The sequence below is a fragment of the Hymenobacter artigasi genome (genome assembly GCF_012275535.1).
In the GTDB taxonomy this organism is placed as follows: domain Bacteria; phylum Bacteroidota; class Bacteroidia; order Cytophagales; family Hymenobacteraceae; genus Hymenobacter; species Hymenobacter artigasi.
This window is the reverse complement of sequence record NZ_JAAVTK010000008.1, coordinates 234,717-258,090: the sequence shown is the minus strand read 5'-3', so window position 1 is coordinate 258,090 and position 23,374 is coordinate 234,717. Positions and strand designations below refer to the sequence as shown.

14 protein-coding genes are annotated in these 23,374 nt (G+C 61.5%); 6 read left to right on the top strand and 8 right to left on the bottom strand.

Annotation, left to right across the window (positions count from 1 at the left end; translation table 11 throughout):
* Positions 1–11: 11 nt before the first annotated feature.
* The 5 genes from HBN54_RS14645 to HBN54_RS14625 all read right to left on the bottom strand — a co-directional run bounded on the left by HBN54_RS14645 (position 12) and on the right by HBN54_RS14625 (position 8,823).
* Positions 12–4,181: a choice-of-anchor D domain-containing protein gene (locus HBN54_RS14645; protein WP_168673960.1), complete on the bottom strand. Its 4,170-nt coding sequence runs from the start codon at positions 4,179–4,181 to the stop codon at positions 12–14.
* Positions 4,182–5,176: 995 nt separating this feature from the next.
* Positions 5,177–5,359 (bottom strand): hypothetical protein, encoded by a 183-nt coding sequence (locus tag HBN54_RS14640; protein ID WP_168673959.1) that lies wholly within the window; start codon positions 5,357–5,359, stop codon positions 5,177–5,179.
* A gap of 131 nt (positions 5,360–5,490) precedes the next feature.
* Positions 5,491–6,756, bottom strand: a complete 1,266-nt coding sequence (locus tag HBN54_RS14635; protein WP_168673958.1) for a glycosyltransferase family 4 protein — start codon at positions 6,754–6,756, stop codon at positions 5,491–5,493.
* A gap of 156 nt (positions 6,757–6,912) precedes the next feature.
* Entirely contained in the window at positions 6,913–7,647 is a 735-nt protein-coding gene (locus HBN54_RS14630; RefSeq protein ID WP_168673957.1) for a LytR/AlgR family response regulator transcription factor, read from the bottom strand.
* A 75-nt stretch (positions 7,648–7,722) separates the two neighbouring features.
* Positions 7,723–8,823 (bottom strand): sensor histidine kinase, encoded by a 1,101-nt coding sequence (locus tag HBN54_RS14625; RefSeq protein WP_168673956.1) that lies wholly within the window; start codon positions 8,821–8,823, stop codon positions 7,723–7,725.
* 364 nt (positions 8,824–9,187) lie between these two features.
* On the opposite strand from HBN54_RS14625, the gene pulA reads away from it, so the two are divergent.
* The 5 genes from pulA (at position 9,188) to HBN54_RS14600 (ending at position 16,469) form a co-directional block, all read left to right on the top strand.
* Complete coding sequence (gene pulA, locus HBN54_RS14620; RefSeq protein WP_168673955.1) at positions 9,188–11,179, top strand: type I pullulanase; 1,992 nt, start codon at positions 9,188–9,190, stop codon at positions 11,177–11,179.
* A 360-nt stretch (positions 11,180–11,539) separates the two neighbouring features.
* Positions 11,540–12,529, top strand: a complete 990-nt coding sequence (locus HBN54_RS14615; RefSeq protein WP_168673954.1) for a PspA/IM30 family protein — start codon at positions 11,540–11,542, stop codon at positions 12,527–12,529.
* A gap of 170 nt (positions 12,530–12,699) precedes the next feature.
* Positions 12,700–14,478, top strand: a complete 1,779-nt coding sequence (locus tag HBN54_RS14610) for an OmpA family protein (protein ID WP_168673953.1) — start codon at positions 12,700–12,702, stop codon at positions 14,476–14,478.
* 220 nt (positions 14,479–14,698) lie between these two features.
* Complete coding sequence (locus tag HBN54_RS14605; RefSeq protein WP_168673952.1) at positions 14,699–15,472, top strand: ABC transporter permease; 774 nt, start codon at positions 14,699–14,701, stop codon at positions 15,470–15,472.
* A 166-nt stretch (positions 15,473–15,638) separates the two neighbouring features.
* The gene (locus tag HBN54_RS14600) at positions 15,639–16,469 is read left to right on the top strand and encodes an ATP-binding cassette domain-containing protein (RefSeq protein ID WP_168673951.1); all 831 of its coding nucleotides are present in this window, start codon (positions 15,639–15,641) and stop codon (positions 16,467–16,469) included.
* Here the strand turns inward: HBN54_RS14600 and HBN54_RS14595 are convergent.
* Positions 16,466–17,044, bottom strand: coding sequence for a hypothetical protein (locus HBN54_RS14595; RefSeq protein WP_168673950.1), 579 nt, complete (start codon positions 17,042–17,044; stop codon positions 16,466–16,468). The genes HBN54_RS14600 and HBN54_RS14595 overlap by 4 nt on opposite strands.
* Positions 17,028–18,131 carry an AAA family ATPase gene (locus HBN54_RS14590; protein WP_168673949.1) on the bottom strand — a complete coding sequence of 368 codons (1,104 nt, stop codon included), beginning with the start codon at positions 18,129–18,131 and terminating at the stop codon, positions 17,028–17,030. The genes HBN54_RS14595 and HBN54_RS14590 overlap by 17 nt, the downstream gene beginning before the upstream one ends.
* A gap of 47 nt (positions 18,132–18,178) precedes the next feature.
* On the opposite strand from HBN54_RS14590, the gene HBN54_RS14585 reads away from it, so the two are divergent.
* On the top strand, positions 18,179–19,540 hold the full coding sequence (locus HBN54_RS14585) for a sigma-54-dependent transcriptional regulator (protein WP_168673948.1): 1,362 nt from the start codon (positions 18,179–18,181) through the stop codon (positions 19,538–19,540).
* Positions 19,541–19,820: 280 nt separating this feature from the next.
* Here HBN54_RS14585 and HBN54_RS14580 read toward each other — a convergent pair whose 3' ends face one another.
* Positions 19,821–23,369, bottom strand: coding sequence for a PAS domain S-box protein (locus tag HBN54_RS14580; RefSeq protein WP_168673947.1), 3,549 nt, complete (start codon positions 23,367–23,369; stop codon positions 19,821–19,823).
* Positions 23,370–23,374: the final 5 nt, after the last annotated feature.

The following is a 23,374-nucleotide window of genomic DNA, read 5'->3' as shown; positions in this document are numbered from 1 at the left end:
TGAAATCCGTGCTACTCCGTTGTTTTTTCAAATTTCTGCACGGTGCGGCCAGTGGCCGTTTGCAGCTCCAGGAAGTAGAGGCCGGTGGGCAGGGCTTCGAGGCCGATGCTGGCCGTACCGGCTTCGGTGGTGCCGTGCAACAGCGGCTGGCCCAGCTGGTTGAGCACGCGGTAAGGCGTGGCAGCGGCGGCGATGAAGCTGATGCGGCTATGGGCCGGGTTGGGGTACAGCGGCACCTTAGCAGCCTGCTGGCCCGCGCCGAGAACGGTGACCACGGGCGAGAGTGCCGAGGTGCCATCCAGGTCTACCTGCCGCAGGCGGTAGTAGAGCAGGGCGGCCGGAGCCGCTTTGTCGAGGGTGCCGTAGGCGGTGGGCCGGGTGCTGCTGCCCTGGGCCGCTACGGTGTCGATGGTGGCAAACTCGCGGCCATTGAGGCTGCGCTGCACTTCAAAACGGGCGCTGTTTTTCTCGCTGGCCGTGGCCCACTTCACCGCAACCGTTTTATCGGCCTGGCGCTGCGCGCTGAACCTGGTGAGCTCGACGGGCAGCGGATTGGTAGCAGCCAGCACGTTGGTGTTGGACAGGTCGTTCTGGGCCCCGAGCACGAAGTCGGAGAAATCGGAGAACGAAGCGGAAGTGAGCGTACCTGCCACCGAGGGGCCGCCGGCCCCGGAATCGGTACCTGTATTGCCGGAGCGACCCAGGTTGGTCCACTGGTTGGCGAAGGGACCGGTGGCATCGCGCTTGGCAATCACGAAATCGGTGCTGCTGGGCACGTTCACGTAGTCTTCGGCCCCAAAGCTGAGCGTGACAGTGCCAGTGAAGTTACCAGCCGTGGTGTTGGAAGATGTGACGGTATAGAAGCGTTTCGATGATACGCGGGCCAGGGGCGCGGTGCCCAGGCCACTGCCCGATGCCAGGGTGCGGTTGGGGTTGACCTCCGTTTGGGTGGCGGTGTAGACGCTGGGGGCCTTGTGCTCGGTCAGGCTCAGGGTGATGGGGCGGTAGAAATTACCCTTGCCCACGGGGAAGGTGAAGCTAAGCGGAGTAGTTGTGGCGGCGATGATGCCGAGCGGGCGCAGTACGGGGCCGTTTACGTAGCTGGTGCTGCTGCCGCCGCTTACCGTGGCCGTCTGGTACAGGGTGAGGCTGTTGGTAGCAGTGGTGTTGATAAAGCCGTTGGTGAGGGTAAGGGCCGATTCTACGTTGGCATTGCCATTGGGAGTTAGCAGGGCGGCCGCGTCGTTCATGGTTAACGCGTAGTAATTGCCAGCGTTGATAACGGCGGTAGCTGCGGTATAGACCGGGTTGCCTACCGCCGCGCCCCAGCCCGTGGCCACGCGGATGCCGTCGATGTCGATGTAGGGTGATGTAGTGGTTTGGCGAATGGCAATGCCATTGGGTAAGGCAAACGTAGCATTATTGGCCTGCTGCAAGGAGGCAATGGCCGTGGCAGGCTCCGTAACCGGGGCAGCCGTCGCATTATCAAACACAAACAGGGAAACCGCGTCGTTGCCGCCCGGTACAAAAACGTATTTTACAACTACCAGATACGATTGTCCTTCGGCATATTCGGCCGTGCTGTAGCTGGGGGCAGGGGTTTCGTTGGGGTTTGAAGTAATGCTAACGCCGAGGTTGAAGGTATTGGCCGCCGTGCCCGAGCGGGCAAACAGCTTGGCCCGGAAGTTTTTTACGCTGGTGCCGGCTGTGTTGGTACGCTCCAAGAAGTGCAGGAAATAGTCGGTCCGGGTTCCACCCGTCGGGATGTTGAGCAGGACGGAGTAGTACACCGTATTCGAGCCAGTGAGCGCCGTGAAGCCCTTGTTCACATCGGTAGAAGTACCGATAGACGACACATGGTTGGCATTGGATGCTAACGGCCCGGTAGGGTAGCTTATATTGGTCAGGTTGCCGGCTACTGTGGTAGGAGCATCGCCATTCGTACCGGTGATACCGCTGTGAACAGCCCAACCATTCGCGCTCAGCAGGGTACCGCTGGCGTAGTTGAAATTATCTTCGAGCAGCAACAGGCCCGGCGCCGAAGCCAGCGGTATGGCGGTGGTAGTGGTCACGGCCACCGGAGCCGACAAGGAGCCAGTGGTGTTGCTGATGGTGGCCGAGCCGCTGCCCACCGTGGCCGGGGCCGTGAAGCGCACTTGCACCGTCTGGCTCAGCGTGCCGGAAGCGGTGGTAGTGGCAGTGGCGGTGGCGGCAAACGAGATGCCGCCATTGGTAGATACCTGCAAGCTGGCGTTGTTGCTGCTGATGGCAACCGCCGCATTGGCGGCCAGGTTGCTACCCGTCAGCACATAGCTCTGCGTGGCGGCCTGGCCGGCGGTGGTGGTGAACGTGAGCGTATTCTGTGTAGCCGTCAGGGTAGGCGTGACGTTGAGGCCCGTTCCGGTGAGAGCAAACGTGTAAGGGTTTTTGTTGCTGTCGTTGTTGGCAATGCTGATGCCCGCCGTTTTGGCACCGGTAGTAGTGGGCTGAAAGCGTACCACAAACGTGGTGGCGCTGGTGGTCCCGCTGGGCGTGAGCGTAGTGCTGGCCGGCTGCTGCGTAATGCTGAACTGGCTGGCATCGGCTCCGGTCACGGCCACTGCTGGAGTGCCCGAGAGCAGCAGGTCGTCCGTGCCGTTGTTGCTGATGGTGAAGGTGGCATCGGTGGTAGTCCCTACGCCGGTACTGGCAAAGGCATAGCTACCGGTACCGCTGGGAATGGCGGTAGCGCCTTGAGTTACGTCGATTTTGGGGGCGGGAGCAGATGCCGAACAATACACATTCACGTCGTCGAGGCGCCAAGGCGAGGTAGTGCTGCTGGCTTTGCGGAAGCGCACCCACACCTGAGCAGTGGTGGCATAGGCCGACAGGTCGACGTAATACACGTCATAGCTGCCGCTGGGTACATTGCTGTGGTCGTAGGTGGCGACGGGGGTGAAAGTACCGGTCTGCGTAGTAGTCGACACTTCCACAATGAGCGATTTGACCGTAGTATTGGTGCTGCGGCCCAGTGCGAAAGTCAGCAGATTGGGATTTACCAGCGTGGCCGTAGTGAGAGTGCCAGTATTAGAGCCAAAAATGGCCGCTCCGCTACCAGTTTTAATATCACCAGCAGCAGTTGAACGAGTCGCCCCAGAAGTCAGCCAGCCCGTGGGCGGGAAGGTGGCATTTTCGAAATCTTGTGTAAGGCAGGCCGTACCCGTGGGCTGGGGTAGCACGGCAAAGGTAGAAGCGGCTGTAGCGGCCGTGGTACCGCTGGCATTGGTCACAGCCACGTTGTAATTACCTACAGTGGCAACGTCGGCAGCCAGCACAGCTACCGTCAGTTGTGTGGCCGATACATAGGTGGTGACCCGGCTCACTCCGTTGAATGTGGTCGTAGAAGCAGCTACGAAGTTGGTGCCCGTGATAGTGAGCGTAAAGTCGGGGCTGCCCGCCATGGCTTGGCTTGGGGAAATGCCCGTGATGGTAGGCACCGGGTTAGTCACGTCAATTTCTACCTCATTGCTAGTAACAGCAGCACAAGCGGCGAAGGTGCTCAGCACGCGTACGAAATACGTGCCGACTGTAGCGAAGGTGGGCGTATAGGTAACACCAGTTTGAGCAGGGCTGATGTTGCTGAATGTGCCGCCGCTGGTGCTGCTCACTTGCCATACGCGGGTGTTGCCGGCCGCAACAGGGGTTTCGGTGGCCGTAAGCAGGCTGCCGCTGCCGCCGGCCACGAAGGTCTGGGTGGTAGTGGGTGCGATGGCTAACGTGGGGTTGCTCACAATGGTGAGCGCCGCCGAAGCCGGGGAGCTGGTAGTGGCAGGGCCATCGGCTACTACCCGAATGAGGTAGCCGGTGCCGCTGGCCGTGCCGGCCGGAATGGTCGTGGTCACGGTCTGGGCCGTGGTCACCGTGTTTGAAATCGAGCCGATAACAACCGGCATGCTGGGAAATACGCCACTTCCATTCGACAGCTGGATATTGAAGGTATTGCCTGCCGTGAAGGTGCCGGTAGCCATGAAGGTCACATCCAACGAAGCGGCCGTGCTGGCGCAAAGCGCTGTGGTAGCGAAGGTGGGTGTGTTGATGGAGTTGGTGGGGGCAGCGGTGCCTTCTACCAGTATTTCATCTATGCGCGACGTGCCACCATTTGCAAGTGTGCTACCTGTATTTGCGGCATTGTTAGAAGTCATAATCCAACGCAACGAAACTTGCGCTTGGTTAGCGACAGCAGTTGGTAATGCCTGTGCGACAACCGAAGAAGCCCAAGACGTGGTGACAGCATATGTGATGCCGGCATCAGTCCAAGCTCCCGCACCTACTTTATATTGAATCTTAAAGTCTTTAGGACCAGTATTAGAAGAAATATGCTTGGAGCCGACTTTCAGATTTGAAAAACCGGTACTTGCAAAATCTATCTGCCAATACTTAGTTCCACTACCACCAGCCCAGTTATTGGCTGTGGCGGAGTTGTCACCTGTTCCTCCTGGTCCTGGTGCTGTATAGGACGTAATAGTAGAACCAGTTGTTGTAACTGTACTAGCTGAGTTATTAGGAGTAGTGGATGTTATATCTACCGTAGCAGAAGCCCCGTTAAAATTCCAGTAGGCAATCGTGGTCTGCCCCCACCCGAGCAGCGGTAACATTAGCATCATCGCCAGCACGAAGCTGCGGGTGATAATGGCGGAAAAACAGGGTAACGGGTTTCTCATAAAAAACGGGTTATTAGGGGTTTAGGGGTTTTACCAAATTATCATGGGGTGGACACGTTGAGTGTAAAGATATTTGAGTGGACTTGGATTTAGAGCATTATTCCATTATCAAATCTTTATATTCCACACCCAACCTATCCAGCGCTGCGCAATCGGCTTTTTTATTTACCCATTCAATCCTGGAAGCCCCGTTCTTTGGCAGTAAATACTTGACAGCTAATCAGTCCTATCACCAATAAAAGGGGAATAAAACTTACTGCTCCCCCCTGCATTGAACATAAAAAGCCCTTGCGTCCGCAAGGGCTTTTTGTGCATTTGAACCACGGCCGGGGCCGGAGGTTGCGCGCGGCGGCACAACGGCAGGCCGTGGCTGGTAATGGTGCCTGCCATTCCGGGACGGGGGCATTTGCTGGGCGCTGCTGCCGGCGGGAGGTAATCTCGCCGGGTGGGTGGCCACGCGCAGCACGCCGGGCCGCTTAGGAATGACAGGGCTTATGGCATAGCGCGGCCCCGACCGGCGGCGGGGCAGGGTGCGGGGCACGTAGCGCGGGGCGGGGGGCGCTGAACGCCGGGCAGTCGTGCTGGCCCAGCACGGCGGCCGGCACGGCCAGCTTCAGCAGCAGCCCACTCAAAAAACGAAGCTTGACAACGGAGCTCATATCTTAAAAAACTAATCAGGAGGCCCGGGAGGCTGATTAATATCCTGAAACTACGGGCACGGTGCCGGCGGTGGGCACACATATCGGCCAAAACCGGCACTGCATCGACCAAACGGACTTTTTTGGGGCGGCTACTTGGCCACGGCGGGGGCAAAAGCGGCATTCACGGACAATGGCCGCCGCTGGGTGGCCCGGGCCGTAGCCGCCGGCGCAGTTGCCACGGCCCGAATTACGTCTTCGGTGAGGGCGCACTGGCGGTGGTGCGAGTAGTGCCAGCGCGCCAGGCGGGCACGCTCCACCCGCTCGTGGGTGGCGGCCGGCTCGGCAAACGTGCGGCCAATGGCCCGGGCGCAGGCGGCCACGTCGCCGGGCAGGTAGAGCAGGCCGGTCTGGTTGTGCGCCACCAGCTCGGAGGTGCCGCCGGCGGCCGCGCCCACCACGGGCACGCCCGAGGCCAGCGCTTCCAGGGTCACCATGCCGTAGGTTTCATTTTCCGAAGCCATCACAAAGACATCAATGGCATGGTAGAATACCGCTGGATTGGCCTGGAAGCCCCGGAAATGCACCTGGTTTTGCAGGCCCAGCCGAGCCACCTGCCGCTGGATTTGGCGCAGATAGGCATCGCCCTCGTTGCGGGTGGGCTCGCCCATGATGACGAGGTGGGCATCGTAGCCGTACTGCTGGCGCAGGTGGTGCAGCGCATCAATCACGAAATGCTGCCCCTTGCCGGCATCCAGCCGGCCCAAAATGCCCAGCAGGCGCACGTCCTGGGGCAGGCCCAGCTCCTGCCGGGCCGCGAAGGGCGTGTGAGTGGGCGGCGCAAACTGCTCCAGGGGCAGGCCCAGGGGCACGAGGTGCAGCTTAGCCGTGTCGAGGCGGGTGAGATGAGCCACTTCGCGGGCCAGGCCGGGCAGGGGCGTCAGCCAGGCATCGAGCAGGCCGAAGCGCAGCGTGTGCACGGGGCTGCGCTTGGGCCGCCCCAGCTGCATGTGCTGCTGGTAAATGATGCGCAGCCGGCCGCCGAGCAGGGTTTTTACCAGCGTGGCCACGGGCAGGTCTTTGTTCTGGGTAACAACCAGTACGTCGATATTCAGGCGTTCGAGCTGCGCTTTGAGGGCCCAGGCCATGAGGGGCATGGCCAGGCCCCGGCGCACGGCCAGGGTTTCGAGGGGCACAAACCAGTCTTCGGCCCACATGGCCAGCGGCGTGGCAGGCGGCGCGAAAAAGGTGACGCGCCAGCCGCGCTCCTGCATCCAGCCGGCAAATTTAAGGCTGTTCAGCTCCAGCCCGCCCAGGCTGCCGGAAAGGCACAAAACGGCCAGCTGCGGCGGGGCTGCCTCCCACTCATGGGGGGCCGGGCCGGGAGTGGGGCTCCCGGAAAAGGTGAATGGATTCATAGCTCAGAAAGACAGGAAGTGTAGGGGGCATTAGAGTGGTAGAAGGCGGGAAAGTTTAGTGCGGGGGCGGAAGGGATAAACTGAACGTCATGCCGAGCATTCTGCTTGATACGCAGAATGCTCAGCATGGCGTTCGGTTTATCACCATAACACGCCTTAGCTCCAGCGGCTGAGAAACTGCAGGAAGGCTTCTTTGTACTGGTCGCCCACGGGGATGGTGACGGCCCCAATCTGGACGGTGAGGCGGCGCACGGCCTCAATCTTATCGAGCGCCACGATGAACGAGCGGTGGATGCGCATGAAGCGCCGGGCGGGCAGCTTTTCCTCCATTGCCTTGAGGCTCATGAGGGAGAGCAGGGCGCGGGGCGTGCTTTTGAGGTGCACTTTCACGTAGTCCTTCAGGCCTTCGATATAGAGAATGTCGCTGAGGGCTACGCGCACCAGCTGGTACTCGGCTTTCAGGAAGAGGTATTCTTCTTCCTCGGGGCTGGCGGCGGGGGCCGTGGCGTGCTGCGCGGTGAGCTCGGCGTAGGCGCGGGCCTTGCCGGCGGCGCGCAGAAACTCCTCGTAGTTGAAGGGCTTCACCAGGTAGTCGAGGGCATCGACGCGGTAGCCTTCGAGGGCGTACTGGCTAAAGGCGGTGGTGAAGATGACGCGCGGGCCGGTGGGGCCCAGCACGCGGGCCAGCTCCAGGCCGTTGAGCTCCTGCATTTGAATATCGAGGAAGGCCAAATCAACGGTGCCGGGGTGCTCGTGCAGGTACTTGAGGGCCTCCACGGCGCTGCCAAACTTGCCCACCAGCTCCAGAAACGGCGTTTTTTGAACGAAGGACGCGACCAGGCCCAGGGCCAGGGGCTCATCATCGACGGCAATGGTTTTGAGGGGCGTCATGCGTTTAGGGTGTGAGGGTATGGGGGTAGGAGGGTAAGAAGGCGGGGAGGTTTAAGGTGGTGGCGCGACCAACTCCTACCCTACTACCCTCACACCCTCCTGCCCGGTATTAAGCGTCAAATGCACGCGGAATTCGTTGGCGGGCGTGTGGTCGTCTACCAGCAGGCTGAATCGGCCGGGGTACAGGAGGTCGAGGCGGCGGCGGGTATTGGCCAGGCCGATGCCGTTGCTGCCGGCCAGGTCGGTGCTGGGCAGCGCGAGCAGGGTGTTGCGCACTTCCAGCTCCAGCACATCAGGCGAGGGCTGGGTAAGGCCGATGAAGATGCGGCTGCTTTGGGTGGCGGCCACGCCGTGCTTAAAGGCGTTTTCGAGGAAGGGCAGCAGCAGCATGGGGGCCACGGGCACATCGCGCACGGGCTCGGGGCGGTCGAAGGTTACGGTCACGCGCTCATCGAGCCGCAGCTGCATGAGGGTGATGTAGTCCTGCACGAAGGCAATTTCCTGGCTGAGCAGCGTGAGGCCGCCGGCGGTGTCATATAGCACGTAGCGCATCATGCGCGAGAGCCGGTGAATGGCCACGCGGGCCTGCTCGCCGTCGAGCAGCGTGAGGGCGTAGATGTTGTTGAGGGTATTGAAGAAGAAGTGCGGGTTAATCTGGGCCTTGAGCACCGACAGCTCGGAGCTGACGCGCTGCTGCTCCAGGCTCTGCCGAATCTGGGCGTCGTTCTGCCACTTCTGCACCACCGTGATGCTGGTGCTGATGCCCAGCACAAACATGGTGGTGAGCAGGCCCATCGAATCGAAACGCATGCCCCGGGGGGTGAGCCGGGGCCGGCCAGCCGCCGCCATAAAGGCCTTGTCCATGAGCGCGGGCAGGTCCAGCACCGATTCCAGAAACCGGCTGAAGCTGAGCACCACCACCGTGGTCACCATCAGGGCCAGAATAAACCACTCCGTGCGTCCATTCAGCAGCAGGCGCGGCACCGTGACCTTGGATGTGAGGTAGAATGTGGCCACCCAGGCGGCAAACATGAGGCCCTGCTTCAGCCAGAACTGCGGCGGCATGGTGAGCCGCCCGGTGAGCGGCTGAAACAGCAAAAATGTGAGCCCGAACAGCCCCCACACCAGTACATGAATGAGCGGCGTGAGGTAGCGACGGGGCGTGAGAACGGGCATAGACGGGGGCGAAATCGAAACAAACATACCGGTCCCATATTCCAAAGCCGGGCCAAACCGACCGCACCCGCGATTCCATCGACGGCGGGCAGCGTTTTACCGTTGGGCAGGTAGGCGGGGTTTGAAGGACAAGACTCCCCTCCTTACCAAGGAGGGGATGTTTCAGCGAAGCTGAAACGGGGGTGGTTGTGGCGTTGAACGGTCGGGACCAGTTCCGCACCACTCGGGACCAGTTCCGCACCGCTCTGTCACCGTTCAACGCCACAACCACCCCAGCTGACGCTTTGCGTCAGCATCCCCTCCTTGGTAAGGAGGGGAGTTTGGGGGAGTTAGACTTCCGCCCGCAATCCCGACCTTTGCCCCCATGACTCGCCCGCTTCTACTGCTGCTTGTGCTGCTCTCCCCTGCTCCCGCAATATCGGCACCATCTCTTCCCGACTATTCTACTTATCCCACCTACCTTGGCCCCGACCTGGGGCTAACCTGGCGCGGGGGCCAGGCCACGCTGCGCGTGTGGGCCCCCACCGCTTCGGCCCTGCACCTGCGCCTTTATGCTGCCGGCACCGGCGGCCCGGCCAAGGCTGATTTTGTGATGGCCAAAGCCGAAGGCGGCACCTGGACTTACACCCTGCCCGCTGGCACCACCGGCTTTTACACGGTGCAGGCCACCATAGCCGGCAAAACCCTGGCCGAAGTGGCCGACCCCTACGCCCACGCCGTGGGCGTGAACGGCCTGCGCGGGGCCGTGTTCAACCCCATCATCGCCGAGCCGCCGGGCTGGAAAGATGACCTGCGCCCCGCCCTGAAACAGGCCACCGACATTGTAATCGGCGAAGTCCATGTCCGCGACCTCACTATGCACCCGCAGTCGGGCGTGCGGCACAAGGGCAAGTTTCTGGGCGCGGCCCAAACCGGCACGCGCGGCCCCGACGGCGTGAGCACCGGCCTCGACCATTTGGTGGAATTGGGCCTGACCCACGTTCACCTGCTGCCTACCAACGATTTCGCCAGCATCGACGAAACCGCGCCCGCCAGCGCCAACCGCTACAACTGGGGCTACGACCCGCTGAACTACACCGTACCCGAAGGCACCTACTCCACCGACGCCACCAACCCCGCCGCCCGCATCCGCGAGTTCAAGCAGCTGGTGGAAAACCTGCACGGGGCCGGCCTGCGCGTGGTGCTCGATGTGGTGTACAACCACACCGCCGATGCCGGCCGCAGCAATTTTGAGCAGCTGGTGCCCGGCTATTACTATCGCCACAACCCCGACGGCACCCTGAGCAACGCCACTGCCTGCGGCAACGAAGTGGCCTCGGAGCGGACCATGGTGCGCAAGCTCATCGTGGAATCGGTGGCGTACTGGGCGCAGCAGTACCACGCCGACGGCTTCCGTTTCGACCTCATGGGCGTGGTTGATATTGAAACCATGCGCGCCGTGCGCGTGGCGCTGGACCAGCAGGACCACAGTATTTTCATCTACGGCGAGGGCTGGACCGCCGGCGCCTCGCCCCTGCCCGATGCCAAGCGCGCCCTCAAAGGCAACATCATGAAGCTGGACCGTATTGCCGCCTTTGGCGATGAGCTGCGCGACGGTGTGAAGGGCCACTACGCCCACCAGACCGAGCCCGGCTTCGCCAGCGGCCAGCCCGGCCTGGAGGAAAGCGTGAAATTCGGCATTGTGGCCGCCACCCAGCACCCGCAGATTAACTACGCTAAGGTCAACTACTCGAAAGCACCGTGGGCCGGCTCCCCGTCGCAGGCCATCAACTACGTGGCCTGCCACGACGACCGGGTGCTCTGGGACAAACTCAAAGTATCGAACCCCAACACCTCGGAAGATACGCTGATTAAGATGGATTTGCTGAGCAACACCATCGTATTCACCTCGCAGGGTGTGCCGTTTTTGCCGGTCGGCGATGAGTTTCTGCGCACCAAGGGCGGCTCCTCCAACTCCTACAACCAGCCCGACAGCGTGAACCAGATTGACTGGGGCCGCAAGGCCAGGTACGTGGGCGTGTACGAGTTCTACCGCAAGCTGCTGGCCCTGCGCCGCAACCACCCCGCCTTCCGCCTGCCCACCACCGAGCTCATTCAGCAGCACCTCGAATTCCTGCCCAACATGGCCCCCGGCATCATCGCCTACCAGCTAAAAGACCACGCCGGCGGCGATGCCTGGAACACCATCACCGTCATTTTCAACGGCAACCGGGGGGCCTGGAGCGTGCCCTTGCCCCGTGAAACCTATAAAGTAGTGCTGCGCGGCGACCAAATCCAGGAAGAAGGCCTCGACGTGCTGGAGGTGACCAGCGGCGTGCAGGTCCCCGGCAACTCCGCCCTGATTCTGGTGCGCTGAGGAACAGGCAGAAGCTGGGCGTTTCTGCAACGCGCTTGTCATGCTGAACGCAGTGAAGCACCTTATCACGTTCGAACGAAATGTTCAGGCGTGATAAGGTGCTTCACTGCGTTCAGCATGACAGACGCGAAGGGTGCCCCCCGCCTTGCTGATTTGAAAAAATCCGCTTTCCATTTTGGAAAAATTTATCCCCGTCAGGCCTTGTGCCCGGCGGGAATTTTTTTATTATCCTATTGAAAATCAATAATTAAACGAATTTCACGGCAGATATCACCGAAACGGCATTGGTATTGAAATATGGTGGAGGTAACCAACTAAAGGCCGCACCGGCCACCACCTCCACCATCCAATACCACCGCCATGAACGCACTTCCTTCTTTCGATTCCGCCCCCGGCCTCCCCAAGTGGCAGCAGCCGGAAAAAGTAGCCGGCCGCGTGGTCCTCATCGGGCTGGTGGGCACGGCGGTGTATTTCTGGGGCTCGATTTTGCCCTTCCTCGTCGACATGGTGTTCGATACCGTGAAGCTGGGCATCGGGCTGGGCACGCTGTTCGTGCTGTTTCTGCTGGCCACCAACAAGCGGATTCACGCCGGACTGTGGTACGCCGGGCAGCGCGTGCTGCGCTCGATGGCGGGCATCTTCGTCAATACCAACCCCATCGGCATCATGGAAGACTACATCTCCAATACCGAGAAGGAAGCCCGCAAGATGGACGCCGAAGTCACCAACATCGAAGGCGCGCACGAGCTGGTGAAGCGCAAGCTGGCCGCCAACGCCGCCCAGATAAAGGAGTACCTGGCGCTGGCCGACTCGGCCACCCGCCAGGGCGAAAAGGACGCCGCCGAGAGCTACGCCATGCGCGCCGCCCAAGTGCAGGACTACAGCCAGCGCCTGCAACCGATGGCCACCACCACGGCCAACGTGACGGTCGTAATGCGCCAGATTCTGAAAGCCGCCCTGCGCCAGATTGACGGCAGCAAGTTCAAAGTCAACCTGCTCAAGGACGAGTACGCCCTGGTGAAACGCACCAGCTCGGGCATGCGCGCCGCCATGAACATCCTGCGCGGCGACCCCGACAAGAAGTACTTCTTCGACCTGGCCACCGACCGCGTGGCCGAGGACATGGCCCAGCAGTTGGGCCAGATTAAGCAGGCCATGCGCTACTCGCAGGAGTTCGTGAAGGAGATGGACATCCAGAACGGGGTGATGAGCGAGAAGGGCCAGCGCCTGCTCGACCAATACCAGAAAGGCGAATTCAACGCCGTGCTCAACGAAAAGCCGCAAGCGCCCCAGTCCATTCTCGCCACCAAAAAAGCCTCCGATGATGCCTACTCTAGCCTGCTTGATTAGCTTTTTGCTGGCCTGGGCCGTGGTAAGTACCGTGGACGCTGTGAGCCCGCGAATACAACGGTCGGCCGGCACCACGCGGCCCATGAGCCCGCGAAAAGCCACTGCTCAACTCCCTACGAACAAACCCTTTATCCTAATCGCGGACTCACAGAGTCCGCGCTACTACTCCAATGACAACACGCGGTAAATTCATTATTGGCCTCCTTCTTTTTGGCCTCCTGTACTTCGGCATCAACAAGCTGGTAACCAGCGGTGCCGTCTTTAAAAAGGCCGACACGCAGTCGGTGCTTCTGAACACGATTGAGCTGCCCGCGACCACCGGCGGCAACAAAGCCAGCACCGTGGTGCCGCTGGCCACCATGCCCGGCACCGCCCCGGCCGACAAGGGCACGCCCCTCACCTGGGAGGTGATGGCCTGGAACAGCCAGATGGCCGGCATGCTGGCCAACGGCGGCCCGCGCTCCACCATGGGCTCGGCCGCCGCCGCCAACGGGCTCGACATGCAGATTGTGCGTCAGGACGACGTGAGCAAGATGCAGGCCGACCTGGTAAAAAACGCCCTCGACCTGCAAAGCAATCCGGCCACCCCGGGCCTGATTGTGAGCATCATGGGCGACGGCCTGCCGGCTTTCTCGGCCGTGCAGGACGAGCTGAAAAAGACCGGCACGCAGCTGCAAATCATCCCCTACTCGGTGGGTAAATCCTTCGGCGAAGACAAGCTGATGGGCCCCAAAGAGTGGCTCGACAATCCCAAGCTGGCCCTGGGCAAAACCGTGGCCTGCTACCTGCGCGACGGCGACCAGAACATCGCCCTGAAGTGGTGCGCCGACAACGGCCTGAAGGTGAACCCTGACGAAACCACCTACGACCCCGAAGCCGTGAACTTCATGGCCGCCAGCGACTTTCTGGTGGCCGCCGAGAAATACATCCTCGGCAAGCCCGAAGCCCGCACCAAAGTGGTGAACGGCAAGAACACCGGCGTAAGCGTGGACGTGGTAGCCGACGCCGTGGCCACCTGGACGCCCGGCGACGTGAATATCGCCAAACAGCGCGGCGGCCTCGTGAACATCGTGAGCACCAAGGACTATTCGAACCAGATGCCCAACATCATGGTAACCACCAAGCGCTGGTACGACGCCCACCCCAAGGAAGTGCTGGGCCTGATGACGGCCTTCGCCGTGGCCGGCGACCAGGTGAAAAGCCACCCCGAAGCCCTGACCCGCGCCGCCGACATTTCGGCCACCGTGTACGGCGACCAGGACAAGCCCGGCGCCTACTGGCTGAAGTATTACAAGGGCGTGAGCGAGGCCGACCGCAACGGCGAAGTAGTGGAGCTTGGCGGCAGTAAAGCCTTCAATTTCAGCGACAACCTGAGCCTGTTCGGCCTCGATGAAGGCGGCACCAACATCTACGCCTCGGTGTATAAAACCTTCGGCGACGTGCAGAAAAAACTCTACCCCAAGGAGCTGCCTACCTACGTGCCCCTCACCGAAATGCTGGACCTCGCGCCCCTGCAAAAGCTGCAGGCCCAGTACAAAGGCAAAGCCGTGGCTCCCGCCGAAACCACGCAGTTTGCCGCCGGCGATGAAATCCGCCAGAGCGTAAGCAAACGCGCCTGGAACATCGAGTTCAACAGCGGCCAGAGCAGCTTCACCCCCCAGACCACCCGCGAGCTCACCCAGCTTTTCGATGACCTGGTAGTAGCCGGCCGCCTCAAAGTAGCCGTCCACGGCCACACCGACAACGCCGGCGACCCCGGCAAAAACCAGCAGCTCTCCGAAGACCGCGCCATGGCCGTGCAACACTGGCTCGAAACCAAAAGCCACAGCGCCTTCCCCGACGGCCGCATCCAGGTGTACGCCCACGGTGCCACCGAGCCGGTAGCCAGCAACACCACGCCGGATGGCAAGGCCAAAAACCGCCGCGTGGAGGTAGTGCTGGGCAATTAGAACGTCACTCCCCTCCTCAGCTGAGGAGGGGATGTGAGCGCCGAAGAGGCGCGAACGGGGGTGGTTGGCCTCGTTGAACGACACCTGAACGAACTCCTAACGAAACCCGCCGAGCCAGCCCTAACGGCTCATACGCCCACAACCACCCCAGTTGAGCCTGCGGCTCAACGTCCCCTCCTTGGTAAGGAGGGGAGTTTGACCGCCTTTTCCTCTCCCTATTATGAAAACCCTCTTTTCCCCCAACGCCCAGCCGCGCCCGCTCGTCTTCACCTCGATGGTGGTGGCGCAAGTGGCCCTGCTGCTGCTGCTGTGGCTGTTTTATCCCATGCAGCTCTTCCCCAGCCTGGGCGAAGTTGTGCGCTCGCTCGGCGACTTGGTTACCACGCAGGGCCTCATCCCGGAGCTGTGGGCCAGCATGACCACTGCCCTGCAGGCGCTGGCCGTGGCCACGGTGCTGGCGCTGGCCATTTCCTACCTCACGGCGCTGCCCTTCTTCCGGCCCATCGCCTACGCGGCCTCCAAGATGCGCTACCTCACCCTCACCGGCCTCACGTTTTTCATGGCTCTGATGGTCAGCTCCGGCCACCAGGTGAAGCTCTCGGTGCTCATTTTCGGGGCCACCGTGTACCTGGTCACGGGCATGACGAGCGTGATTCTGACCACCACGCAGGAGGAGATGGACCACGTCCGCACCCTGGGCATGGGCGAGTGGCGCAGCTTCTACGAAGTGGTGGTGCTGGGCAAGCTCGATGAGATGCTCGAAGTGGTGCGCCAGAATTTCGCCATTATCTGGACCATGATTACGCTGGTCGAAACGCTCTATCAGTCGGAAGGCGGCATCGGGCTGCTGCTCTATAAGCAGAACCGGTACCTGCACCTCGATGGGGTGCTGGCCATTCAGCTGGTAATTCTGGCGACTGGCGCGGCGCAGGACTATGTGTTTGTGCTGCTGAGAAGGGTGTTTTTCCCTTATTCGCAGTTGGGAGCCGCCTAACGTTCACCCCACCCCCCGGCCCCCTCCCCTCCGGGAGAGGGGGAGCCTAATAATTCTACTCTTTTTGCTTCAAGATTAACAACTATTCAACGAGTCAACCACGCCATCGTGGCTCCCCCTCTCCCGGAGGGGAGGGGGCCGGGGGGTGGGGTACTCCGTCCGCGCCATGACTGCCCACACCCACGCCTACCGCGACCCCATCCTGACGCTCAACAACGTCTCCATCGCCTTCCACAACGAACCCATCCTGCGCGACATCAACGCCCAGGTCCTCGACGTGACCCGCCCCAACATGCGCCAGGGCCAGGTCGTGGGCTTCTACGGCCGCTCGGGCATCGGCAAGTCGGTGCTGTGCCGCATCATGGCGGGCCTCGTGGCGCCCGGCACCGGCACCGTGGAAGTGGGCCTCGCCCAGCAGTCCGTGACGCCCGGCATGGTGGGCTTCGTGCAGCAGCGCTACCCCCTCTTCGAGCACCGCACCCTGCACGACAACCTGCTGGTGGCCGCCCAGCGCAAGCACGCCCCCGCCGCCGCCCGCCAGCACGTCGACGCCTACCTCGAACGCTTCGGCCTGGCCCCGCACCGGCGCAAGTACCCCGCCCTGCTCTCGGGAGGGCAGCGCCAGCGGGCAGCCATCGCCCAGCAGCTGCTATGCTCCGACCACCTCATCCTGCTCGATGAGCCCTTCTCCGGCCTCGACGTGGCCATGATTGACGAAGTGAAGAAAATCATCGTCGAAGTCACCACCATGGACGAGCTGAACACCGTCATCATCGTCTCGCACGACATCGTGACCACCACCGCCCTGGCCGACCGCCTCTGGCTGCTCGGCTACGAGCACGACGCGGCCGGGGCCCTCGTGCCGGGCGCCACCATCAGCCCCCAGCACCAATACAACCTGGCCGAAATGGGCCTCGCCTGGCACGAAAACGTCGAAGCCGAACCCGAATTCGCCCAGTTCGTCGAGCACATCAAGCAGGAGATTCGGGGGAGTTAGGCGAGGTCGCGCACTTGCCAGTCGCGGGGTGGCCGGTTCGATAGATTATAGAGCGCAAACACGATTCCCCATTCATCCAGCTTGGCCGTCAGGCGCTGGTCGAGGGCCGCTACTCTTTCTTTTTTTACCAAGCGGGACAAGCCATTTTCAGCACTCGTAATTGGTGCAAGCGCAGGCTCCACCAAGAACAGTACCACTTCAATGGGCGGGTTTTGACTTAGGCAGGCTTGGGTGTGCAGAGAAGCTTCGCCCAAACGCTCAGCCAACACAAGCCCGGCAAGCGTACCTACAGTCTTTTGCAATACCGAAATGAATAATTCAGCGTGACGGTCGCCTGTTCCTATTGTCCGCTTCCGGTCGTCTTTAACTTCGATGAACTGAAGTTTTGCCGGAACATCAGGCAACCGACACACGATGTCTACCCCGCGTACCTGCTGCACCCCACCGCGCTCAATGATGCGACGATAGAAACTTGCTGCCTCCCCCGTTTTAGGATTTGCTTGCTGGTCGTACTGAATAATCTTCCAGTCCTCTGAAAATTCCAGTTCCAGTTTTCGCTCAGTTACTATCGGCATGGAACTGACGGTCTTCACGGGCGAAAATTTCTTCTAAATCATCAGCTTGCTCTAATTCAACTTCAAGTGCCACCACATCTGGCAAAAACTTGAAATCGTCTCTCGCAACCACCGTAGTAGGCTGACCAGATTCCGCATTCAAACCGAAATAGCGAATCGGTAATGGCTCGTCCGTTTTTTGACGCGAAAGAATATGAAATTCTTTCAATAAACTCATGCTGTGTGTGGCCAGAATAATTTGAAATCCTTGACGCGCTAATCCGGCAAGTATAGCTGCAAGTTTCCGGAGCAACGCAGGATTCAAATTGGCTTCGGGCTCGTCCCAATAAAGCGTGGCGTTTTTAGTAAGACTACCATTAGCCAATAGCTTTTGTAACGTCCCAAATTTGCGTAATCCTTCAGCAACTAAATTTATAGTTACTCTCCTCCCATCAGCGTTAACAAGATAGTATTTACCCTCTTCCTCTTTCACTTCTCCGCCCAATACATCAGTCAATGATTGAATTGCTTGAATGGATTCAGGCTTGCGAAGTGATAGAAGACGAAGTTGACCAAGTAAGTCCAAATAGCTTTTCTCTATTGGGAAAACTAATTGTTCTGACCCGGGCAGCATCCAGCTTAATGAAAGAATTTCTTTAGCTGGTATAAAAACGGGCTTAAATACTTTATCGGTTTTTGTGGATGCATGTGTTGCCCCTACACTAGCTATTTTGCGGTCTATTTCCTTAACTGAGGAGTTTAATTCAAAAATTACCTCATTATCAGTCCCAAAATCAGCTTCAACCTTTGCATCGCCTTCCGAATCCCACCTAATAAGTGGTGCAATTCGAGTAGATAAAAATATATCAGGCAGCAATTTGTGTAGAGTTCCTGTCCACGCAATGGAACTGGTTAAGGGTTCTTGTAAATTGCCAACCGTGAATTGTTTACTAATATCAAATCTGGCTGATTCGACTGCATATCCCAGCTTCAACACATGACTTTTGCCCGTGCCATTGGTACCAACCAACACATTCAGCCCTTGCACAAACTCGAAGTCGGCATCGGCGAAAACGGTGAAATTCTGAAGGTGGAGGCGCTTTAGCATATCCAAAACTACGTAATTGCGGGCCCATCCAGCCAATTCCGCTCTAAATGCCCACCGGTACCCTGCTCATCATCGACGACGAAGCGCGCTTGCGCCAGCTGCTGGCCCAGGTGCTGGAGCTGGAAGGCTACACCGTGCTGCAAGCCCCCGACGCCCACCGCGGCCTAGAGCTGCTCCAACAACACGCCGCCGACATCCTGCTCGTGCTCTCCGACGTGAAGCTGCCCGATGCCAACGGCGTCGACCTGCTGCCCCGCTTCAAAGCCGCCGCCCCCGATGCCGAAGTGGTGCTGCTCACCGCCTTCGGCACCATCCCCGACGGCGTGAAGGCCATGAAGCTCGGCGCGTTCGACTACCTCACCAAGGGCGATTTTGAGCAGCAGCTGGTGGTGGTGGTCGACCGTGCCGCCGAAAAAGCCCGCCTCCGCCAGCGCGTCACCGAGCTGGAGCGCCGCGTGGGCCAGCAGTATCGCTTTGAGTCCATGATTGGCGACTCGCCCGAGCTGCGGCGCGTGCAGCAGCTGGCCCGCCAGGTAGCGCCCACCGACAGCACCGTGCTGCTCGAAGGCCCCACCGGCAGCGGCAAGGAGCTTTTTGCCCAGGCCATCCACCAGGCCAGCGGGCGGCAGGGCAAGGCCTTCGTGGCCGTCAATTGCAGCGCCTTTCCCAAAGATTTGCTCGAATCCGAACTGTTTGGCTACAAAAAAGGCGCCTTCACCGGCGCGCTGGCCGACAAGAAGGGCCTGCTGGAAGAAGCCAACGGCGGCACCCTGTTTCTGGACGAAATCGGCGAGCTGGAGCTCAACGTGCAGGCCAAGTTCCTGCGCGTGCTCGAAAGCCAGACCTTCACCAAGCTCGGCGACACCAAGCCCACCAAGGTGAACGTGCGCCTGGTGGCCGCCACCAACCGCAACCTCAAGCAGGAAGCCGCCGAAGGCCGCTTCCGCCCCGATTTATATTACCGCCTCTCGGTGTTCGTCATCCACGTACCTTCCCTCAAAGAGCGCCCCACCGACGTACCTCCGCTGGCCAACTACTTCCTCCAACACTTCGCCGCCCGCCTCAGCAAGCGCCTGCCCGGCCTCTCGGCCGAGGCGCTCACCTTGCTGCAGCGCTACCCCTGGCCCGGCAATGTGCGCGAGCTGAAAAACGTGCTCGAACGCGCCGCCATCCTCGCCCCCGCCGGGGAAATGTTATCGGCCGATTATCTGCCGGACGAGTTCCACGCCCTGGGCCGCCCCGCCCGGCCCGGTGCCGATGCCGCCGACGACAGCATGCGGGCCGTAGAAGCCCGCCACATCGGCAAGCTGATGGGCGAGCTGGACGGCAACAAGCCCGACGTGGCAAAAAGGCTGGGCATTGGCCTCACTACGCTGTACCGGAAGCTGGAGGAATACGGGCTGGGATAGGTTGCGTTAACTGGCGCGAGTTTAGCGCAGCGTAACTCGTGCCGAAAATGAGCGGGAGGCTGCGCCTCCCCTGCCGCGCCAGCGGCAATGCAGTACCGCGCCTATTGCGTCGTTCTGCTGCGAGGCACAGCCTCGCCCGGATGGCAGGCACGAGTTACGGCTGCGCCTAAACTCGCGCCAGTACTGCCAGTACCGCGCCCACTGCGCCGTTCTATTGCGAGGCACAGCCTCGCCCGGATGGCAGGCACGAGTTACGGCTGCGCCTAAACTCGCGCCAGGGTTACGGTCGCTTTGAGCTGGTCAAATCCAGCAGCAGCTGGCAGAGGGCGGTTTCTTCGTAGGGCTTGGTGAGGCATGCATTCATGCCGGCGGCCAGGTAGGTGGCGCGGTCGGCGGCGAAGGCATTGGCGGTGAGGGCGATGATGGGCAGGGTGGCGCGGGCCGGGTCGGGGTGCCGGCGGATGGCCTGGGTAACCTCCACTCCATTCAGGCCCGGCATGCGGATGTCGAGCAGGGCCACATCGAAGGCGTGCGCCTGCAGCTCGGCCAGGGCATCGAGGCCATTGCCCACGGCCCGCACCTGCACGCCCCAGTATTCGAGCACAACCACGGCAATGCGCTGGTTTACCAGGTTGTCTTCGGCCAGCAGCACGCGCAGGCCGCGCAGGGCTTCGTAAGAATCATCGGGCGGGGCGGGGGCCAGCGGCACGGCCGGCTCCGGGGCGCGGGGCAGCGCCAGCTGAAACGAGAACGTGGTGCCCGCGCCGGGCGCGCTGCACAGGCGCAGGGTGCCGCCCATCTGCTCCACCAGCTGCTGGCTGATGGCCAGGCCCAGGCCCGTGCCGCCGAAGCGCATGCTGGTTTCGGCACTGGCCTGGCTGAAGGCGTCGAAGATGTGGGCCTGTTCTTCGGGAGCGATGCCGATGCCGGTATCTGCCACCCAAAAGCGCAGCGCGAGCTCCTGCGTCGTATCGTGGCGCACTTCGGCCCCCAGCCGAATGTGGCCCTGCTCGGTGAACTTAATGGCGTTTGACAACAGGTTGAGCAGCACCTGGTGCAGGCGGTAGGCATCGCCCACCACCCGGAGCTCGGCCGAATGCGGCGGCTCAACGTGCAGAATCAGCCCTTTTTGGGCGGCCAGGGTGGCCACCATCTGGCCGGCCCCCTGCATGGCCACGGCCACATCAAAAGGCCCGTGGTTGAGCTCCAGGTGGCGGGTGGTGATTTTGGCCATGTCCAGCACGTCGTTCACGAGGGCCAGCAGGTGCTGGCCGGCCTCCTGCATGGTGCCCAGGTAATCGAGCTGCGGCGCGGTGAGAGCCGTTTTACGCAGCAGGGCGGCCATGCCCAGAATACCGTTGAGGGGGGTGCGAATTTCGTGGCTCATGCGGGCCAGAAAGGCTTCCTTGGCGCGGGCATTTTCTTCGGCTTCCTGCTTGGCGTGCTGCAGGGCGCGCTGGGCCAGCACGACGGGCGTCACGTCGTAGCCCGAGGCCACCACGTAGGGCGAATAGCCTTCCTCGGTCACCTTATAAGTGTAGTAGTTGAGGTAGCGCAGCTCGCCGGCCTTGTTGCGGATGCTGACTACGCGGGGCTGCGGCAGGGCCGACTCGTAGCCGTCCAGATAGGCTTGCAGGGTGGCATGGTGTTCCGGGGTCAGGGCTTTGCGCAGGTGAAGGCCCACCAGCTGCACCGCCGGCATGCCCATGAGCCGCTCAATGGCCGGGTTCACGGAAAGGATTATGCCCTGCTGGTCGTGGGTACAAATCAGGGCCTGCGAGTAGTACACCAGGTCGTGGTATTGTTTTTCGCGGCGCTCCAGCTCCTGGCGGGCCCGCTTCATGGCCGTGATGTCGGTGCCGATGGTGAGGATATCGACCTGGCCATCGCCCCGGAACATGGGCCGCTTGTGCATGTGGAAATAGAGTATTTCGCCCGAAAGCTGGGTGAAGGGCAGCTCTGTCGTCAGGGATTGGTGCGTGTTCTGCACCTGCTGGTTCAGGGCGCTTACCAGGTCCCGCTCCTGCTGCACCACAGGATTTGTGACTTCAGAATGCTGATGCTGAGCGCGTTGCACGGCCTCATCATAGGCCTTGTTAAAAAATGATATCCGCCCTTCGGCATTCATCAGATAAATAACGTTGGGCAGGGAGTCCACAATCTGCCGGATAAAGTCCTGCTGCTCCTGCAACATGGTCTGCACCTCGTGCTGCAGCTTTTCGGCCTGGTAGCGGGCCGTGATGTCGATGCCCGAACCCACTACCAGGCGCAGGGCCCCATCGGCCCCAAACACGGGCCGCAGGTTACGCAGTATCAGCTGGGGGCGCTGGTGGCGGCCGGTACGCATTTCCTCCCAGGTCACGTCCTCGCCGGTACGCACGGCCAGGTCGAAGTACTGGTTTCGCTGCTGGTGCAGGCCGGCGGGGTGCTGCTGCTGGCGAAGGGCAAAATACTCGTCGCTGGTGAGGCCGATGATTTGCCGGCGCACCACCGGGTCGGCCACCGACGACGGATTGACGAACAGAAAGCGGTGGTTGGCATCGAACACGGCCACGTCCACGGGCAGCAAGTCCAGGATGGACTCGTAGAACTCCTGCTGCCGGGCTATCTCCTGCTCGGCCTGCTTGCTGGCCGTGATGTCGTTGCCCGAGCCGATGACCAGCGGCTTGCCATCGTGCCCGCGCACGGGCCGGTAGCTCCGCTGCAGATACCGCGGCCCCGGGTAGGTTTCCTCCCAGGTTACCTCGGCCCCGGTGCGCAGGGCTTCGGCAAAGGCAGCCGCTCGCTGCTCGATGATGGCGGCCGGCAGCCCGCGCTGCACATTGGCCACCGTGCTGGTCTGGCCCAGCATCCAGGCGCGAACGGCGGGGTCGGGCTCCACCACCGGGTTGACAAACAGGTAGCGGTGCTGGGCATCGAATACGGCCACGGCCGTGGGTGTCTGCTCCAGAATGCTTTCGTAGAAGGTGCGCTGCTCGGCCAGCTGCTGCTCGGCCAGGTGCCGGGCCGTAATGTCGGTGAGGTAGAGGGTCACCGTTTCCTGGCCCGGCACGGCCACGGCCCGGCACAGGTAGTGCAGCCCCGCCACTTCCAGGGCCTGCTGCTGCTGCGTGGGGGTGCGCAGCGCCGCCTGCACCAGCGCGTGCAGCTGCTGCTGGAAATCGCCCTGCGTGCCAGCCGCCAGGGCTTGCAGCAGCGGCGCGGCCGCCGGATTGGCATAAATCACCTCGCCGGTAGCCGTCAGGCGCAGGGTGGTGTTGGGGTTTTGCTGGGCAATGAAGGAAAGCGTCCGAATCTCGGCATCGCGCTGATGCCGCTTGGTCACGTCGCGGTAGCAAATCAGGCGGCCGGCGCACACGGTATCCAGCACTAGGTAGTCAAGCTCAACTACCCGCCCATCGGCCAGCCGGAACTCCTCCCGCAGCACGCTTTGCCCCGCCGCATGCAGGGCGCGGGCCCGCGCCGCAAAGGCAGTGGGGTCGGCAAACGCATTATCGATGGCAACGGCCTCGTGCGGAATCGGCGGTTTGCCTTCCAGGGGGCCGGCCACCGGCGGCAAGCCAAACATTTCCCAAAATGCCTGATTCACAAACTGAATCTGGCTGGAATGGTCCACCAGCACCAGGGCAGCCGGCAGGTGCTGCACCAGGGCCGTGAGCTGGGTGTGGTAGTGCTGGGCGCTGACGGCCACGGCGGCCAGCTGCCCTTCCAGGGCAGCGGCCTGGGCCTGGGCGGCGGCCAAAGCAGTTTCGGCCTGCTCGCGGCAGGCGCGCTCGGTGGCAACGAGTGCGGCCCAATCGATTTCGGAACGGGGAGCAGCGGGGGACATGGCCA

Excerpts from the sequence above, each read along its gene's own strand:
- HBN54_RS14645 (WP_168673960.1), bottom strand. The coding sequence starts at position 4,181 with ATGACTTCTAACAATGCCGCAAATACAGGTAGCACACTTGCAAATGGT.
- HBN54_RS14640 (WP_168673959.1), bottom strand. The coding sequence starts at position 5,359 with ATGAGCTCCGTTGTCAAGCTTCGTTTTTTGAGTGGGCTGCTGCTGAAG.
- HBN54_RS14635 (WP_168673958.1), bottom strand. The coding sequence starts at position 6,756 with ATGAATCCATTCACCTTTTCCGGGAGCCCCACTCCCGGCCCGGCCCCC.
- HBN54_RS14630 (WP_168673957.1), bottom strand. The coding sequence starts at position 7,647 with ATGACGCCCCTCAAAACCATTGCCGTCGATGATGAGCCCCTGGCCCTG.
- HBN54_RS14625 (WP_168673956.1), bottom strand. The coding sequence starts at position 8,823 with ATGCCCGTTCTCACGCCCCGTCGCTACCTCACGCCGCTCATTCATGTA.
- pulA (WP_168673955.1), top strand. The coding sequence starts at position 9,188 with ATGACTCGCCCGCTTCTACTGCTGCTTGTGCTGCTCTCCCCTGCTCCC.
- HBN54_RS14615 (WP_168673954.1), top strand. The coding sequence starts at position 11,540 with ATGAACGCACTTCCTTCTTTCGATTCCGCCCCCGGCCTCCCCAAGTGG.
- HBN54_RS14610 (WP_168673953.1), top strand. The coding sequence starts at position 12,700 with ATGACAACACGCGGTAAATTCATTATTGGCCTCCTTCTTTTTGGCCTC.
- HBN54_RS14605 (WP_168673952.1), top strand. The coding sequence starts at position 14,699 with ATGAAAACCCTCTTTTCCCCCAACGCCCAGCCGCGCCCGCTCGTCTTC.
- HBN54_RS14600 (WP_168673951.1), top strand. The coding sequence starts at position 15,639 with ATGACTGCCCACACCCACGCCTACCGCGACCCCATCCTGACGCTCAAC.
- HBN54_RS14595 (WP_168673950.1), bottom strand. The coding sequence starts at position 17,044 with ATGCCGATAGTAACTGAGCGAAAACTGGAACTGGAATTTTCAGAGGAC.
- HBN54_RS14590 (WP_168673949.1), bottom strand. The coding sequence starts at position 18,131 with ATGCTAAAGCGCCTCCACCTTCAGAATTTCACCGTTTTCGCCGATGCC.
- HBN54_RS14585 (WP_168673948.1), top strand. The coding sequence starts at position 18,179 with ATGCCCACCGGTACCCTGCTCATCATCGACGACGAAGCGCGCTTGCGC.
- HBN54_RS14580 (WP_168673947.1), bottom strand. The coding sequence starts at position 23,369 with ATGTCCCCCGCTGCTCCCCGTTCCGAAATCGATTGGGCCGCACTCGTT.